This window comes from Alteromonas sp. H02, assembly GCF_059682525.1.
Genome location: NZ_CM185021.1, coordinates 1,693,143 through 1,709,617 on the forward strand (window position 1 = coordinate 1,693,143; position 16,475 = coordinate 1,709,617).

At 48.0% G+C, this 16,475-nt stretch carries 15 protein-coding genes and 1 pseudogene; 9 read left to right on the top strand and 7 right to left on the bottom strand.

All coding sequences use genetic code 11. The features are described from left to right. Nucleotides 1-126 precede the first annotated feature (126 nt). Complete coding sequence (locus AC566Q_RS07815; protein WP_499615476.1) at nt 127-531, top strand: DNA-J related domain-containing protein; 405 nt, start codon at nt 127-129, stop codon at nt 529-531. Nucleotides 532-814: 283 nt separating this feature from the next. Here the strand turns inward: AC566Q_RS07815 and AC566Q_RS07820 are convergent, their stop codons facing one another. Further along, nucleotides 815-2,329: a transposase gene (locus AC566Q_RS07820; protein WP_069945706.1), complete on the bottom strand. Its 1,515-nt coding sequence runs from the start codon at nt 2,327-2,329 to the stop codon at nt 815-817. A 206-nt stretch (nt 2,330-2,535) separates the two neighbouring features. Here AC566Q_RS07820 and AC566Q_RS07825 point away from each other — a divergent pair, with 206 nt between their 5' ends. Further along, on the top strand, nt 2,536-2,751 hold the full coding sequence (locus tag AC566Q_RS07825) for an AAA family ATPase (RefSeq protein WP_499617409.1): 216 nt from the start codon (nt 2,536-2,538) through the stop codon (nt 2,749-2,751). Nucleotides 2,752-2,922: 171 nt separating this feature from the next. On the opposite strand, the gene AC566Q_RS07830 is transcribed toward AC566Q_RS07825, so the two are convergent. After that, entirely contained in the window at nt 2,923-3,189 is a 267-nt protein-coding gene (locus tag AC566Q_RS07830; RefSeq protein WP_499615478.1) for an AraC family ligand binding domain-containing protein, read from the bottom strand. A gap of 12 nt (nt 3,190-3,201) precedes the next feature. Between AC566Q_RS07830 and AC566Q_RS07835 the strand changes: the two are divergent. Further along, nucleotides 3,202-3,672: pseudogene (locus tag AC566Q_RS07835) on the top strand (hypothetical protein); the annotation flags it as partial. Here the strand turns inward: AC566Q_RS07835 and AC566Q_RS07840 are convergent. Continuing rightward, the gene (locus AC566Q_RS07840) at nt 3,635-4,309 is read right to left on the bottom strand and encodes a class I SAM-dependent methyltransferase (protein ID WP_499615481.1); all 675 of its coding nucleotides are present in this window, start codon (nt 4,307-4,309) and stop codon (nt 3,635-3,637) included. The pseudogene AC566Q_RS07835 and the gene AC566Q_RS07840 overlap by 38 nt on opposite strands. Before the next feature lie 159 nt (nt 4,310-4,468). Between AC566Q_RS07840 and AC566Q_RS07845 the strand changes: the two genes are divergently transcribed. Further along, entirely contained in the window at nt 4,469-4,801 is a 333-nt protein-coding gene (locus AC566Q_RS07845; protein WP_499615483.1) for a PLP-dependent transferase, read from the top strand. A gap of 203 nt (nt 4,802-5,004) precedes the next feature. On the opposite strand, the gene AC566Q_RS07850 is transcribed toward AC566Q_RS07845, so the two are convergent. Next, nucleotides 5,005-6,321: a transposase gene (locus tag AC566Q_RS07850; protein ID WP_499615486.1), complete on the bottom strand. Its 1,317-nt coding sequence runs from the start codon at nt 6,319-6,321 to the stop codon at nt 5,005-5,007. A 246-nt stretch (nt 6,322-6,567) separates the two neighbouring features. Here AC566Q_RS07850 and AC566Q_RS07855 point away from each other — a divergent pair, with 246 nt between their 5' ends. Further along, nucleotides 6,568-9,465, top strand: a complete 2,898-nt coding sequence (locus tag AC566Q_RS07855) for an EAL domain-containing protein (protein WP_499615489.1) — start codon at nt 6,568-6,570, stop codon at nt 9,463-9,465. Here the strand turns inward: AC566Q_RS07855 and AC566Q_RS07860 are convergent. Next, nucleotides 9,456-9,653 (bottom strand): hypothetical protein, encoded by a 198-nt coding sequence (locus tag AC566Q_RS07860; protein ID WP_499615491.1) that lies wholly within the window; start codon nt 9,651-9,653, stop codon nt 9,456-9,458. The genes AC566Q_RS07855 and AC566Q_RS07860 overlap by 10 nt on opposite strands. A 63-nt stretch (nt 9,654-9,716) precedes the next feature. Next, a complete protein-coding gene (locus AC566Q_RS07865) occupies nt 9,717-10,358 on the bottom strand; it encodes an arylesterase (protein ID WP_499615494.1) in 642 nt (213 codons plus the stop codon). A 93-nt stretch (nt 10,359-10,451) separates the two neighbouring features. On the opposite strand from AC566Q_RS07865, the gene AC566Q_RS07870 reads away from it, so the two are divergent. Genes AC566Q_RS07870 through AC566Q_RS07885 form a run of 4 tightly spaced genes read left to right on the top strand, consistent with a single transcriptional unit; the run spans nt 10,452 to nt 15,492 of the window. Further along, nucleotides 10,452-11,162 carry an ABC transporter ATP-binding protein gene (locus AC566Q_RS07870; RefSeq protein WP_105934523.1) on the top strand — a complete coding sequence of 237 codons (711 nt, stop codon included), beginning with the start codon at nt 10,452-10,454 and terminating at the stop codon, nt 11,160-11,162. Next, a complete protein-coding gene (locus AC566Q_RS07875; protein WP_499615497.1) occupies nt 11,152-13,689 on the top strand; it encodes an ABC transporter permease in 2,538 nt (845 codons plus the stop codon). The genes AC566Q_RS07870 and AC566Q_RS07875 overlap by 11 nt, the downstream gene beginning before the upstream one ends. A 52-nt stretch (nt 13,690-13,741) precedes the next feature. Further along, nucleotides 13,742-14,365: an ABC transporter ATP-binding protein gene (locus AC566Q_RS07880; RefSeq protein WP_499615500.1), complete on the top strand. Its 624-nt coding sequence runs from the start codon at nt 13,742-13,744 to the stop codon at nt 14,363-14,365. Then, a complete protein-coding gene (locus AC566Q_RS07885; RefSeq protein ID WP_105934418.1) occupies nt 14,362-15,492 on the top strand; it encodes a DUF6136 family protein in 1,131 nt (376 codons plus the stop codon). The genes AC566Q_RS07880 and AC566Q_RS07885 overlap by 4 nt, the downstream gene beginning before the upstream one ends. Here the strand turns inward: AC566Q_RS07885 and AC566Q_RS07890 are convergent. After that, complete coding sequence (locus AC566Q_RS07890; RefSeq protein ID WP_499615503.1) at nt 15,489-16,382, bottom strand: TIGR01777 family oxidoreductase; 894 nt, start codon at nt 16,380-16,382, stop codon at nt 15,489-15,491. The two genes, AC566Q_RS07885 and AC566Q_RS07890, sit on opposite strands and share 4 nt — an antisense overlap. Nucleotides 16,383-16,475: the final 93 nt, after the last annotated feature.

Genomic DNA, 16,475 nt, shown 5'->3' on the forward strand with positions numbered 1-16,475 from the left:
CCTAGCAATAAAGTCGGTACTAGGCCAATATTTAACATGTTTGTACACTAGGGCCTGCTGGTCTTTAACGTACATCAATGACCAGCGAGCCCTGGATGAACCCTATTTAAAGCAAGGTAATTGGTTTTGCAAAATCAGCCTGATGCCAGCGAAGTTTACGTGCTTCAAGCCGAACTACTTGTTGATACGTTATCGACACAAAAGCCGCTTTTTCAACGTGGTGTAAGCGAGTATGAGCTCATTGAAATTCTGAAAAAAGCGCCATATCAATTTTTTGATGACGCTTCGTTACGAGAGCCTTTAATGCTCTTTAAAACCCATTTCATTGTGTTTCACGCCCTTTATCAACTTAAACGTCGTTGGATAGCGCAGGGCGAAGGCGTGCTAGACATTCATACTCTTAATATTAAGCTAAACCAAGAAAGTGCCCACAGCGACAATAATAGTGCCCACAGCGACAAAAATAGTACCCACGGCGACAATTATAAAGATAAAGAAAGTCAGGATAAGGTTGGAGCAATAAGAGTATAAGAAATATTAACGCTATGTACTACCCACTGAGTATAAGAAATATTAACGCTATGTACTACCCAGAGTATAAGAAATATTAACGCTATGTACTACCCACTGTGTCAGCTGTATTTAAGGCCAGTTGCACGTGTGTCAAATGGGTACTTTTCAGGAATCAGTGAAGTAGTTGTCATCAAGATAGACGCAATATAACTGGTCTTTGGTACTGAAATCCGCAATGAGATATGTGAAAGCCCTTACCTCAACATGTTGCATGTTCAAGTGATGGTCTGTTTTTTGTGCTTCATGCGCCAAAATCGAAGTCGCGTTGAATGATGTAGTCACTGAATGAGGCTGTGGCTGGTGGAGCTCGAAGTGGCGGCATTAGAGAATCGTTTTTTGCTTCAAGAAGAGTCTGCTTGTCAAGGTGCGCCAAAATCTTATGGATAACAGCCGGATCCGTAATACAAGTAATAATTTTGACGTTGGTTTTTTCACAAGCCTCACAGACTGTGATGTCAATATTGAATACTCTTTTTAACCTTTGTGCCCACGACATGCTTCGCGCATGGTATGGTTTATCTGAATCTTTCAGATGCTCTGCTAAGCGAGGGCTATTCTTACCGCGTTGTGAAGCCGTTACCTCGGCACGCACCTTAGCATTGGGAGCAAACACGCCATAAAACCTCGTAAGGTTTAGCCTCGGCACTGGCACCAGTGCCGCGAGCTTGCCTATGAAATCCAAGGGAGTAAAAAAGACATGTGTGGTACCGTCTTGATAGGGAGTTTTCAGTTGATATCTTACTTTTCCTGAATCGGTTAGACTCAATCGTTGCTCGCTTAACGCTGGCCTTGAGATATATCTGCATAGCCTTTCCAGTTTGTCAGTTTGATGGCTGTCTGCAAACACCCCAGCGTGTAAGCTAAAACCGTTTATTTGAGCTAATTGACCGTAATGTTGTTCGTCTTTGGCAGGTAAGGTTTGCAAGGCAAAGACTTTTTTGCCTGTATCTGGTCCTACAGCAATGCGGTAATTGACAGAGGCTGCTTGCAAGGGCAGTAAACTATCTTCGTCATCCATGGGTAAATCGAGAAATGTGTTGTCCATATCCCGTTGAACGAGCCCGGCCTTCTCCAAGTAGGTCGCGATGCGATGGCTAATGACATTCACGAGGGTTTCCATATCATTGTGGTTTGGTGCTTTAACGCACTTGAATTTGGACTGTCCACACTCCTGAGTGATAACGCCTTCCAAAAAGAGCATGTGAAAGTGAATATTGAGATTCAGTGCACTACCAAATCGCTGAATGTAAGTCACCGCTCCTGTGTTTGCTTGCTTCTTAAGATACCCAGCCCGATGCACAATATCGCAAGAAATAGCACGATGAATGATTTGCATGATTTTACTTAAGTGTTTGGGATACCTAGCTAGAAGTAGACGAAGCGGGATGGGTAAACTCAATACCCATTGGCGTACAGGGTAACCGTGAAGAACATCTTCAACTAACAACTTGGCACTTTCTGCCATCCTTCTTGCACCGCAACTTGGGCAAAATCCCCTGCGTTTGCAGCTGAACGCCAGCAGTTTCTCATGCTTGCAGTCGTCACAAACTACACGCAAAAAACCATGCTCAAGCCGACCACACCTAAGAAACTCTTCAAACTCTTTTACCACATGAAGTGGTAACGACTTCCCTTTTTGTGAAAGCTGCTTCTGAAATTCTGGGTAGTGGCGTTCGACCAATTGATACAGTAACGTCTGCTCTGGACGATGTCGTTTATAGGTATGAGAGTGAGTTACTAGCAATGGCGCCTTTATCTTGAATTGGCATCACAGTGTGTATATGATTTTAATGTAAATCTACTGATCAATAGGGTGGGAAATTTATAGTCTCAAGGTCCGAAAAACGTACAATGCAGCCCCTCATACTTTAGCTTCCAACCAACTGAGCCTTTTCATTGCCTTGGCAGAAAAGCTGATTTCCAACCTTAGAATGCAAATAGCCAAATAAAGGCGCGGTTTTTATTGTCGCGGCTACCAATCGGCTGGATAAACTTGATGAAGCATTATTACGTTCAGGAAGGCTTGATCTTCATGTCCATGTTCCTTTCCTGGATAAAAATGCCCGGCGCTGGTTTATCGAAAAGTTCTTGCAGTACGACGTTTACGAAGAGGCTATAGATGTTGATTTAAGTGTTTTGATTTTTTTATTACCGTTTCTTTTCCTTGATCTTCTTTAATTAAGTGGGAGAAAAATGATATTGCAGACTGTTCTTTATGTAATTGACTGGAGTTACTCACTAAAATATTAAATAGTAATTTAAACTGATTGAATGTGTGTTGGTTTGTTAAATGGTGTTGATGAAAAGGCATAAACTCTTTTGTAGTATTATCTAACACCTCACTTTGTATCAATGCAACCATTGTGGGTCAACAAACAACATTTTATAATTCCATGTATAACCATTTTTAGGGTTACAAGAATGAACATCACTTGGGTTAATAATGACGGTTGAGCCATTTCCTATTTCTTCTTTTTTTCTTGTGTTAAAATATTCGCTAACGCCTTTCTCGACAATACCAACGGAAAATTCTTCATGGGTATGCTTTTTATAACAAGCTTCTGAATTATCAGCACTTCTAGCTTCTATCGGGAGTCCTATTGAATGATAAAACAAGGGTTTTCCGTTAGTAATTCATTGCTTGAGTGTCTGGTCTTCGCTCAGGCTGCGGCCAGCAGTATTCGCAAACAATGGCAAGAAGTACAGCAACCCAATCCCGCTGCTGCCTGGGATGAGAGTCGGGTGACTGATTCGGACGAAGAAGTCATTGTGTCGCACAACTGGCACGAATTACGCCATCTGATGTGGAACTACATGGGGATCGTTCGCACCACTAAGCGCCTCGAGCACGCAGCACGCCGTATCGAACTCCTGCAAACAGAGATTCAGGAGTACTATGCCAACTTCCGTGTCACCTCAAATCTCTTGGAATTGCGAAATCTGGTAATGGTTGCTGAATTAATGGTGCGGTGTGCGCGTGAGAGGAAAGAATCGCGAGGGTTACATTTCACAAAGGACTATCCTGAGGCCGATCCAACTCAGGCCGGCGTGGAAACAGTTATTAAGCGCGCGTCAATACCACTTGATATTTGCTCATAACAACCTGCCAACCTCGCTCAAGCAGGTAATCAATTACCAACCGGCCTTTACCACCACCCGGTAAATTGCAGTCATCGATTAATATGACGGATTTGTCATGTAAATTACTTTCCGCGGCTTTAACCTCATTCAAGTGATGCTCCTGACTCGCCTTGATCACTTCCGGATCACGTTTATCGTAGTCGTAACTATCGAGGTACAATAAATCAATCGTAGGTTCAAAAGCCTGCAAATAGGCCACTGAATCACTGACATTTAGGGTAATGTAATCATCTAACCCTTCAACACTTACGGTTTCCTGACAGGTGTCTACATTCTGCTGATTAATATCTACCGAATGGAGGCGTACAGCCTTATCAGCGCCCTGCTGCTTGGCCCACGTACCAAAGACTATGGTCGAGGCGCCATCTGATTTACTGTGCAAAAGTCCCATCCGAGCTACTCCGGTCTCAACCAGAACCCGACCGTCGTGCTTTTCGAGCCAGTCCAGCACGTAGCGAAACGTATCGCGGCGCTTACCGAAGTTGTATTTGTGAGGCAGTAACGGTTCAAGCGACTTATACTTGGACCATTTAACGAGTCGATAGACTATAAACAACAGGACGATCAGAGCAAGAATGTAATAGAAGGCTTCCATAAATGTGTCAGTGCAAGATTGAGAAAAGCCAGTATAGCAAAAAGTCACTGAAGTAGAAGACTGACACCTTCATAATTTAACCACGTCGGCTCTGGTTTCGTTTGCCTAAATAGAGTGAACAGGATAGATTACACAACAAAGACCTGTCCGGACATAAACGTGAGTAACGATTCTTCATTAAAGCCAGATTCCCATTTGGTCGCCGCTGGCCGACAATCCGATATCAGCGCCCCATTGAACATGCCCATAGTACCGGCCTCGAATTATATTCTTGGTGGCGAGTTAGGCTATTCACGTGATGACGCCACACCGACATGGCAAGCGCTGGAGACGATCGTCGGAGGCTTGGAGAATGCTCACTGTGTCAGTTTTGCCTCGGGTATGGCCGCTATCTCGGCTATTTTTGATCAACTGGCGGTCGACAGTGTCATCGTACTTCCCGATGATTGCTACCAAGGCGTTGTTGGGCTAGCTGATTATAAGAAATATTAACGCTATGTACTACCCACTGTGTCAGCTGTATTTAAGGCCAGTTGCACGTGTGTCAAATGGGTACTTTTCAGGAATCAGTGAAGTAGTTGTCATCAAGATAGACGCAATATAACTGGTCTTTGGTACTGAAATCCGCAATGAGATATGTGAAAGCCCTTACCTCAACATGTTGCATGTTCAAGTGATGGTCTGTTTTTTGTGCTTCATGCGCCAAAATCGAAGTCGCGTTGAATGATGTAGTCACTGAATGAGGCTGTGGCTGGTGGAGCTCGAAGTGGCGGCATTAGAGAATCGTTTTTTGCTTCAAGAAGAGTCTGCTTGTCAAGGTGCGCCAAAATCTTATGGATAACAGCCGGATCCGTAATACAAGTAATAATTTTGACGTTGGTTTTTTCACAAGCCTCACAGACTGTGATGTCAATATTGAATACTCTTTTTAACCTTTGTGCCCACGACATGCTTCGCGCATGGTATGGTTTATCTGAATCTTTCAGATGCTCTGCTAAGCGAGGGCTATTCTTACCGCGTTGTGAAGCCGTTACCTCGGCACGCACCTTAGCATTGGGAGCAAACACGCCATAAAACCTCGTAAGGTTTAGCCTCGGCACTGGCACCAGTGCCGCGAGCTTGCCTATGAAATCCAAGGGAGTAAAAAAGACATGTGTGGTACCGTCTTGATAGGGAGTTTTCAGTTGATATCTTACTTTTCCTGAATCGGTTAGACTCAATCGTTGCTCGCTTAACGCTGGCCTTGAGATATATCTGCATAGCCTTTCCAGTTTGTCAGTTTGATGGCTGTCTGCAAACACCCCAGCGTGTAAGCTAAAACCGTTTATTTGAGCTAATTGACCGTAATGTTGTTCGTCTTTGGCAGGTAAGGTTTGCAAGGCAAAGACTTTTTTGCCTGTATCTGGTCCTACAGCAATGCGGTAATTGACAGAGGCTGCTTGCAAGGGCAGTAAACTATCTTCGTCATCCATGGGTAAATCGAGAAATGTGTTGTCCATATCCCGTTGAACGAGCCCGGCCTTCTCCAAGTAGGTCGCGATGCGATGGCTAATGACATTCACGAGGGTTTCCATATCATTGTGGTTTGGTGCTTTAACGCACTTGAATTTGGACTGTCCACACTCCTGAGTGATAACGCCTTCCAAAAAGAGCATGTGAAAGTGAATATTGAGATTCAGTGCACTACCAAATCGCTGAATGTAAGTCACCGCTCCTGTGTTTGCTTGCTTCTTAAGATACCCAGCCCGATGCACAATATCGCAAGAAATAGCACGATGAATGATTTGCATGATTTTACTTAAGTGTTTGGGATACCTAGCTAGAAGTAGACGAAGCGGGATGGGTAAACTCAATACCCATTGGCGTACAGGGTAACCGTGAAGAACATCTTCAACTAACAACTTGGCACTTTCTGCCATCCTTCTTGCACCGCAACTTGGGCAAAATCCCCTGCGTTTGCAGCTGAACGCCAGCAGTTTCTCATGCTTGCAGTCGTCACAAACTACACGCAAAAAACCATGCTCAAGCCGACCACACCTAAGAAACTCTTCAAACTCTAAATCGGGTCGGGTTTAATCGTTAACGGGCCTGCAGGAATTCTAAATCTCTCCGGAATTCCAAAAAATATCAGCAAACTACAGCAATTTGTCCTATCCTAGGAATAACTCTCTATTGTATTTTCTTTAACCCGATTTGCCTCATCTGAGTGATGGCAGGTTAACGGTTAAATGACTTCGTTTTTTTCAAATAGGATTGTCTTGCGTAGTCAAAAAAGCCCTCAACAAAAACATCGCCCTGTCTGGCTATTTTTAGGCGTATTTACCGTGCTCGTCTCTGTTACCCTGGTAGCTGATTTTCTGGCCAGCAAGTGGCAACGGGAAGAGCAGATTAACCGTGTTAGTCAAAAGCTTGGAATGCTTCGTTCCAATCTGGAATTTGAGCTCTACACCAATATCGAACTTATCCGCGGTGCTGCGGCGTATATCTCACTGAACCCTGAAATTGATCAGGCGGGTTTTAGCCGCTACATGAGCCGTTTGTTAGAGCAGCGCAACAATATCATTAATATCGCCGGCGCGCGTGGCTTTGTGGTGAACCTGATTTACCCGGTAGCCGGTAACGAAAAAGCAATTGGACTCGATTACCGGGTTAACGAGGAGCAGCGGGAATCGGCAATCACTGCTGTGGATACCGGTTCGCCAGTACTGGATGGACCGGTAAATCTGGTTCAGGGAGGTATAGGTTTTATTGCTCGTTTACCGGTCATCAATGATAACGGTGTGTGGGGGATCATTTCGGTAGTGCTGGATTATCGCGGTGTGCTGAGTGACGCTGGCTTTATCGGTGATACCAAGCTTGATCTGCTTATTAAAGGTCGTAATGAGTTTGGTAACCTGGCCGATATTTACGACAGCCATGATGGCACCTCAATGGTTAATCCGGTGCAGTTATCCATCCAGTTACCTTACGGTGAATGGCACCTTTTTGCGCAACCTGCTGAAGGCTGGGTCACATTTCATTTTCACCCTTTGTTCTGGGTTCTTGCGTTCATTATTAACGCGATTGCCTTTTATATCATTCAACTGAGATATAATAACCTATTGCTGGAAGAGGAAAAAATAGAGGCCTTAACCACTTCAGAAGAAAAATTCCGGCAATTTTTCTCAGCTCACGCCGTGGTCATGCTAATAGTCGATGATAACGGCAACATTGTTGATGCCAACGATGCTGCCCTCAAATACTATGGTTACAGTGCTCAGCAGTTCGCTAATATGACCGTGTTTGATTTACAGGCGCTGGAAAACACATCGGTTAAGTCGAAGGTTAAACAGGCATTGTTGCAGCGCTCGACTACTTTTAATGTAAAACATCGTCTGGCATCGGGAGAAGTGCGGGATGTGGAGGTCTTTAATACTCCGGTTGACAGTGCCGGCCAGCGCTTACTGTACTCACTGGTCATCGATATCACCGAACAACTGGAATATCAAAAGCGCTGGGAGCTGAGTCAGCAGGTCTTCAATCACAGCCTGGAAGGAATTGTGGTGACCGACGTTGAATACCAAATCGTCTCGGTTAACCCGGCATTTTCTGACATCACCGGCTACTCAGAGTCGGAAGTACTCGGTCGCTCTCCTTTCTTCCTGGGGGAAGGTGTGATGGAGGACGAATTTATGGAAAACATGTTGAATACGGTGGTTAAAACCGGTTTCTGGCGAGGCGAAATAGTAAATCGGCGAAAGGACGGCTCGGTGTTTCCTGAGTTACTCAGCGTTTCGGTCGTAAAGAACGAGCAGGGTGAAGTCATTAATTACCTGGGTGTATTCTCTGATATTACTAATCTAAAACAGTCTGAAGAGAAACTTGAACACCTCGCGCATTACGATTCTTTAACCGGCTTACCCAACCGTGTTCAGTTTCAGTTGCATCTTCAGCATGCGGTGTCGCGCAGTGAACGTTCTAACCGGAAGTGCGCTTTGCTGTATCTTGACCTCGACCGCTTCAAGGTGGTGAATGACAGCCTTGGTCATGTGGCCGGGGATGACCTGCTAAAAATGGTTACTGAGCGTCTGCTTTCGCGGTTACGGGCGTCTGATATTCTGGCGCGTATGGGCGGCGATGAATTTGTTCTGTTGGTAGAGGAATACCAGCAGCGTGAAGAACTGGAAGTGCTGGCCCGCAAGCTGATTACAGAAATGAATCAGCCGTTTTATCTGGCGGGGGAGCAGGAGGTGAATGTTGGCGGCTCCGTGGGCATAGCCTGCTTCCCGGAAGACGCGCTTAATAGTGAAGACTTACTGGTACGGGCCGATGCAGCCATGTACAAAGCCAAACAAGCCGGCGGCGCCTCACTGGCTTTCTTTACTCAGGATATTCTGGTGGAGGCCAGCTCCCGGTTAACCATTGCCGCCGAGCTAAAACGGGCGATAGCAGATAATGAGCTTGAGTTATATTTGCAACCTCAGCTCGACAGCGCCAGTGGTGAGGTCGTTGGCGCAGAGGCATTGTTGCGCTGGAATCATCCGGTAAAAGGCTTTCTGACTCCGGCGGCGTTTATTGATGTCGCAGAACAAACCCGGGCTATCCGTTTGGTTACCGGCTGGCTGGTAAAAGAGTCCTTTGGCATCATTAAACGCTGGGAACGGGCAGGCAGGGACTTATTCCTGTCATTCAATATTTCGGCGCTGGATTTGGCCGATAATGAATTATTGTTGAGAATGACCGAAGAGCTTCAGCACCAGCAGATCAAACCGGCGAATATAGAGCTGGAAATCGTCGAAAGTGCGATCATTGAAAATTTTCAGTCGGCCAGTGCTATTTTGTCGAAACTGCGTGAATTAGGTTTTCACGTGGCCATTGATGATTTTGGTACCGGCTATTCTTCCCTGGCATATCTGGACAAACTGCCCGTGGATAAACTAAAAATCGACCGCGAATTCACCTCCAAACTTGAGCTTGGCGAGGGAGCCGGAATAGTAAAATCGATTGTCGATCTGGCGTCAAACTTCGACCTGCGGGTGCTGGCCGAAGGCGTTGAAACCCTCGAACAGGAACAGTTACTCAAACAGCTCGGTTGTCACCGGGTTCAGGGTTTCTATTACAGTAAACCCATACCGCTGGCGGAGTTTGAGAAAAAGTATCTGCTGCCTCAGGCGTAAGTATCGATATTTCGACCTACTGAGCCGGTGGTAGCTGTAGGTTGAGAGCTTGATTGCGTAGTTGGCGCCGGAGCATCGCTCTGATTGCTTTCAAGGCGTTCCTGACGCGGCGCGTCATTGCGCTCTGCGGGCGTTGGTGTCGGTCGCGAGTACGCACTGTCTATGGGTGACTGTCCAATTTCCATCATTTCCCCCTTAAAGTGTCAACACAGGTTAATACCAGATTATAGGATCAATTAGCCAAAATGCGACTATTCGCCCGTTTCGGCAAAGATGATAGGTGAAAGTTGCTGATACATAAAGTCGGCGATAAGCGGCTGACCGTCAGCATTCGGATGAATACCGTCGCGCTGCATCAACTCTTCATTAAGAGCAATGTCCTGCAAAAAAAACGGGATCAGCGGGATAGCTTCGGCATTCGCTACCTGCTCAAAGGTGTTGCTGAACATCTGATTATAACGCCGGCCATAGTTGGTTGGGATTTCCATATCCTGCAGGTAAACTTTGGCCCCGTAGTCCTTCACCAGTTGCACCATTTGCGTGAGGTTGTTATGCAACTTACTTACGTTGTGACCCTGCAAGCCATCGTTGCCACCCAGCTCTATTAATACGTGGGTTGGCTGATGCTGCTCAAGCAAACGGGGCAGCCTGGCCAGCCCGCCATCGGTGGTTTCGCCGCTAATCGCAGCATTTATCACATCAATCCCGCGCTGCTCGTCGTGCCAGATATTTTGTAACAAACTAACCCAACTTTGTGCTTGCAATAGTCCATAGCCGGCACTTAGGCTATCACCTAGGATAAGCAAGCGGGTATCTGATGCCGCAGAACTGCTTTGCTGGCTAACCGGTTGAGAGGCAGCCGATTGGGCCAGAAGGTGATCTGAAAACAGCATAAAAGGTATTAATAATACCAGTGTTTTTATCCACTTGAGGGTGGGTCCACGACGGAATAAAGAATGACAAATCAAAACGACAATAGCTCCCATATGATTCAAACCAAAGACATCACTAAGACAGTCACTACGAGTGAAGGTTCGCTTCAGATCCTTCAGCCTATTTCCTTTGAAGTCAAGGCCGGAGAGTCTATCGCTATTGTCGGCGCGTCGGGTTCCGGTAAATCCACACTGCTTAGCTTGCTGGCCGGACTGGATGAAGTCAGCAGTGGCGAAATATTTCTCGACGCGGCACCGCTACACTCAATGGACGAAGAGCAGCGAGCCCGCTTACGTGGCGAAAAAGTGGGCTTTATCTTCCAGAGCTTCATGCTGGTACAAAGTCTTACAGCGATTGAAAATGTGATGTTACCGGCAGAGATTGCAGGACTACCAGATGCCCACAAACGTGCCCAGGCCATCTTAGAGCAGGTGGGATTAAGTCATCGTGCCCATCATTATCCCAATCAGTTGTCTGGCGGTGAGCAACAGCGGGTGGCGATTGCCCGGGCTTTTATCGGCCAGCCTAAAATACTGTTTGCCGATGAGCCTACCGGCAACCTGGATGCCGCCAATAGCGTGAGAGTGGAGGATTTGTTGTTTAATCTCAACCGCGAAATCGGCACCACCCTGGTGCTGGTGACTCACGATAACGAGCTGGCCAAAAAATGTGAACGACAGTTACAAATGCAGGCTGGCGAACTAACCGAAATCACCGTATCTCCGGCGACCGCCGAGAATAAGGATCTCGCATATGGTAGCTAATCTTGCCTGGCGGTTATTCAAGCATGAGGCCCGGCGGGGCGAACTTACCATCATACTGTTTGCGATCATACTGTCGGTGGCGGCAGTCCTGTCTTTGTCGTTATTCAGTGAGCGGCTTCAGGGCGCCCTGGTAGAGCGCTCATCACAGTTTATTGCTGCCGACAGCCAACTGCGTTCACGTAAGCCCATAAGTGACGAGTGGATGCGGCAAGCGAAGGCGGAAGGGCTGGCCACCGCCGAGCAGGTCAGCACCCGGTCAATGGCTTTTGGCGAACAGAAAATGTCACTGGTGGACTTACGAGCCGTGAGCTCCCAGTACCCGCTAAAGGGTGAGATCCAGCTTGCCGACAAGCCTTTTGGTACAACAGCCGCCACCGATAAATCGCCCGCAGCGGGAGAAATCTGGATCGACTCAAGACTGTTTCAGCTCCTCGATGTAAAGATTGGTGAGACGGTTTATATCGGCGATGGTGAATTTACCGTAGGCCAGGTGCTGGCAGAAATCCCCGATCAGGGCTTTAGTGTGTTTAATACCGATCCTATGGTACTTATGGCGCTTGAGGACCTGGCACAAACCAACATTACCGGTCCCGGTAGTCGGGTGACTTACAAGGCTTATTTCACTGGTGAAGACTCGCTGATTGAAGCCTATTACGACTGGCTGAGACCGAACCTTGACGATGAATTACACCGCTGGCAACGGGTGGGTGATGATGAGTCGGCCATAGGTCGTTCCATAGCCCGTGCTGAACGATACTTTTTGCTGGCCAGCCTGTTAGCCATCGTGCTGGCGGCGGTGGCCATTGCCGTGGCGGCGCAACGTTACAGCCAGCGCCACTTCGATCCGGTCGCCATCTTTAAAACCCTGGGTGCTACTAAACAAATGATCCGCCGGGTTTACGTACTGCAAATCCTGTTTATCACGGTACTGGGTATCATCATTGGCATTATTGCCGGCGTGATTATTCAGCAACTGGTGGTTACGGCTCTGGCCGGGCAGGTAGATGTGTCGCTGGATGTGTGGCACTGGCGGCCATTGTTTATAGCCGTACTGACCGGCTCTATCTGTGCCATCCTGTTTTCACTGTATCCGTTGTTGCGACTGTTTTCGGTGCCGCCTCTGCGGGTATTACGCCGGGATATGGACGCTGGTTTAAGCTCTCGCGGGTTGCAGTTTGGCGCCTCAGGCGGCGCAATATTCCTGCTAATGTGGGTGTACAGCCGGGATCTGGAAATCAGTGCGATTTTGTTTGGTTCTGGCGTGCTGCTGGTGGTTGCCTTGTTGGGTGTAACCTTTGGCCTGATTGCCGTAGGCCGACGGCTGGGTCAAGGCGCAATGGGTGCCTGGCAATTAGCCTGGGCGCGAATTCGCCGGCGCGCCATGGACAACAGCGTGCAACTCATTAGTTTCTCGGTAACCATTATGTTGTTGCTTGTAGTACTGGTTATGCGCAACGATATGATAGCCCAGTGGCGGGCGCAGTTGCCGGTGGATACGCCTAACTATTTCATGGCCAATATTACCGAGGCGCAAAAAAAACCGCTGGATAACCACTTCGCCGAAAATCAGGTCACGGTAGATGAGTTTTATCCGGTAGTGCGCGGCCGTTTTGTGGCAGTCAACGATGAGCGGGTAAATACCGAAGTGACCAAAGAAGAGGAGCCGGAGCAAAGCGAAGGACGCCGGGGGCTTGGCCGGGAAGCTAACCTGAGCTGGAGCGACAAGCTACAGCGCGAAAACACTGTTGTTCAGGGCCAATGGCATGAGAACTGGGAGCCTGCAGGTAACGACATCACTGCAGAGGGGCAGCAGGTTTATCCGGTATCGGTAGAAGAGGGCGTTGCTCAGCGTCTCAATATCACGCTGGATGATTTGCTCACTTTCAACGTTGGCAGTGAAATTGTTGTCACCCGGGTTACCAGTATTCGTGAAGTGAATTGGCAAACCATGCAGCCTAACTTCTTCTTTGTGTTACACCCGGCAGCAATGCAGGAGTTTAGCGCCACCTACATTACCAGCTTCCACCTGGATGGCGCGCGTAAAGCAGATATTACTGCCTTGATGCAGCCTTTCAGTTCGGTGACGTTGTTTGACGTGGATGCCAGAATTAATCAGGTCCGGGAAATTATCGATCAGGTATCACTGGCGGTCGAGTTTATCCTGGTACTGGTATTAATTGCCGGCTCACTGGTATTGTTCGCCCAGGTGCAGGCGAGCATGGATGAGCGTCAGCAGGAACTGGCTATTCTGCGTACTCTCGGCGCCAGAGGGAGTCTGATCCGCTTTAGCGTGATCAATGAGTTTCTGATTATCGGTACGGTAGCGGGACTAATGGCGGCGATGGCCAATGAAGTCAGTTTATATTTATTGCAAAGCCGTATATTCGATATGCAGGGCTCCATGCACTTTGAATACTGGATTATTGCACCGTTGGTTGGCGCGCTGGTTGTGGGCGTGTTAGGCGGCATAGGTTGTTATCGCCTGTTACGGCTCAACACCGGGCAACTGTTACGTAAGATGGTGTAAAACAGGATTAGCCCGAAGCCACGGCTTCGGGCATTTGATAAGGAATCATTGGTTGTTAAGTTTTACCCAGGTCAGTCACCACTTTGGTACCAGAACCCTATTCAGCGAGTTAACCCTTTCATTGCCTGAATCCCGTGTTGTGCTTACCGGCGCGAATGGTTCGGGGAAAACTACGTTATTATTAATTGCCGCCGGCATTCTGGCCCCTAGTCAGGGCGTGGTGAGTTTTAATCAGCAAAATGTTGCTGACATTGCCCTACGCAACCAGATTGGCATCAGCGCCAGCAAAGTAAACTTACCAGGCTTTTTTACGGTAACTGACATGCTTGCCTTTCACGGACGTCAGTTTAACTGCGAACCGGATTGCCACTGGGCGGACTACCGTTTGGTGAATGCTTTTGGCTTAACCCCATTCCTCAACACCAGGGTGGAAGACCTTTCACTCGGCAATTACAAAAAGCTCAGCCTGATCCTGGCCCTGATGCACTCGCCTGAGTTGCTGTTACTGGATGAGCCGACTAACGGGCTCGACGACAAAACCCGCAGTGCGCTTGAAGATTGCTTCGACACCTATGCCGGGCAGTTGATCATTGCCAGCCATGAGCCGCAGGTATTTGCCTGCAATAGCCATGTCCGCCATTTGCATCTGGATGCCAGCGGAGTGCATGACAGGTGAATTACTGGCAGTTTCGACGCCAGCTTTATCAGCATGCCCTGAAGCAATGGCTGGAAAGTCTGACCCAGGTAAGTACGGGGATTGTCGCGCTGTTTCCTATGGCGCTTTATGCTTTGTTACTTTTGCCATTACTCGCTTTGGGCGTGCTGGCAGATAAGGACTCCCAGGGAGAAAGTTTCTTTTATACGTTGTGGGGGTATCTGTTACTGGCTTATTGCTGGATCGCCATGCAGAAAGAAGCTCTGCGAGCGGCAGATTATGCCCTGTATGACAGCTCGCTACCTGTGTCAGTATGGCAGCGAGGTGCTACTGAGCTGGGATTACTGCTTTATGCCGCTAACGTATTTGTTATCGGACCTGCCGCAGTACTGGTGGCCATGGTCTATGGTCATTTTGCCGAGTTAGTCAGCGGCGAGCTGTGGGAGTCGGTCACGCGGCTTTATCCGGTAAGTGGCTTGCTGGTGCTAACCCTTTACTATTGCCAGAGTGCTATGGGGCGCGTAAAACCCTGGCTGAGCCTCGGCTTATTGCCATTGGTTGCTATGCCATGGGCCAACCAGATACATTCTCCCTGGCTTTGTTTGCTGGGACTGGCAGGATCCATTTTTATTGAACGGACGGTCCGCTTGCCAACACTCCCCCTTGCCGGGTTGCCGCAAGGATTCTGGCGCCTGTTTTTACAGCAGGACATAAACCATACCAAACCCACGTTACTCAGAGCCGTGGTGGTTTTACTTGTCCTGGTAATTGGCGCCACTTTTGTAAGGCAAATAGATAGTAGCGCGAAAGTGCCAGCCAGTTTATTTCTGGCCTTTGTACTGGGAGTGGTTGCAGCGACAAAACTGCTGGAGTTACAAAAGTTAAGAGAACGATATACCTGTTATATCGCGTCTTTACCACAAGGGCACCACCAAATAACGTTACAGGCAATGCGTTATTGCCTGGTGTTCTCGCTGCCATATGTTGTGCTTATTATCCTTTTCAACCTATTTGGGTTATCGCAATGGGCACTGTTCACTGTAACTTATGCAGTAACACAGGCGGGAATAATACTGAGGCCTGGTTACTATCTGTTTTTTCCGCTATTAACCGGCGTGCTGATTTTAGCCATTAGCATGCTTGTTTAACTTTCTGTCGCTGCGAACGCTTTATCAACGCTGTCGAATTTAAATTTAAAGCCGGCTTCGAGTAGCTTTTGCGGAATAACCCGTTGCCCGGTGAGTAACATATCAGCTGCTTCACCCATAATTACTTTTAAAGCAAACCCTGGCATAGGCATGACCGCAGGCCGGTTCAGGGCGCTGGCAAAAGCACTGACAAATGCCTTATTGGTGACTGGCTGGGGCGCGGTTAAGTTGAACGGACCGCTGCACTGATCGTTAGTCATTAAAAAACATATGCCTGCCACCATATCGTCGAGGTGGATCCACGACATATACTGCTCGCCTCTGCCAATCGGGCCGCCAAGGCCAAGCTTAAATGGCAGTCGCATCTTTTCCAGCGCGCCGCCCTCAGCCGCGAGTACCACACCAGTGCGAAGCAGGCATACCCGGCAGTGCTGCTTAACGGTTTCGGCTATCTGTTCCCAGCGCTGGCAGACTTCATGAGTAAACTCCTGGTGTGGCTGTGTATTATTTTCCGTTACTTGTTTATCGCCCTGCCGTCCATAGTAGCCGATTGCAGAGCCCGATATAAACGTATGCGGTGGGGTAGAGGATGCATTGATTTTGGTGACCAAAGCGGTAGTGAGTTGCCAGCGGCTTTGGCAAATCTGATGCTTTTGCTGACTGGTCCAGCGTTTATCTGCAATGGGTTCGCCAGCAAGGTTAATAATCACATCATAGTCATCAAAGTTTGCTATGGAGTCCAGGTTGTCTAAAACTGCTACTTCCGCAGGCAACGCGGCACGCGCTTTTGACTCTGAACGGCTGAGTACCGTGATGTGGTGTTCAGGGGCCAATCTGGCTATCAGTCGCTGGCCGATCAGCCCTGTGCCGCCGGTAATAAAAATTTGCATACACGCTCCGTTACACTAATTACACCTGGCCTTTGCTCCCAGGGCTACCTAATTCGGGTTAAATCTGGTAGCGTGACATTTTGCCTGCGAAAC

What these genes read in the sequence shown, in the direction of transcription:
- AC566Q_RS07875 (WP_499615497.1), top strand. Translation starts at nt 11,152, where the DNA reads ATGGTAGCTAATCTTGCCTGGCGGTTATTCAAGCATGAGGCCCGGCGG.
- AC566Q_RS07890 (WP_499615503.1), bottom strand. Translation starts at nt 16,382, where the DNA reads ATGCAAATTTTTATTACCGGCGGCACAGGGCTGATCGGCCAGCGACTG.
- AC566Q_RS07870 (WP_105934523.1), top strand. Translation starts at nt 10,452, where the DNA reads ATGATTCAAACCAAAGACATCACTAAGACAGTCACTACGAGTGAAGGT.
- AC566Q_RS07840 (WP_499615481.1), bottom strand. Translation starts at nt 4,309, where the DNA reads ATGGAAGCCTTCTATTACATTCTTGCTCTGATCGTCCTGTTGTTTATA.
- AC566Q_RS07860 (WP_499615491.1), bottom strand. Translation starts at nt 9,653, where the DNA reads ATGATGGAAATTGGACAGTCACCCATAGACAGTGCGTACTCGCGACCG.
- AC566Q_RS07865 (WP_499615494.1), bottom strand. Translation starts at nt 10,358, where the DNA reads ATGCTGTTTTCAGATCACCTTCTGGCCCAATCGGCTGCCTCTCAACCG.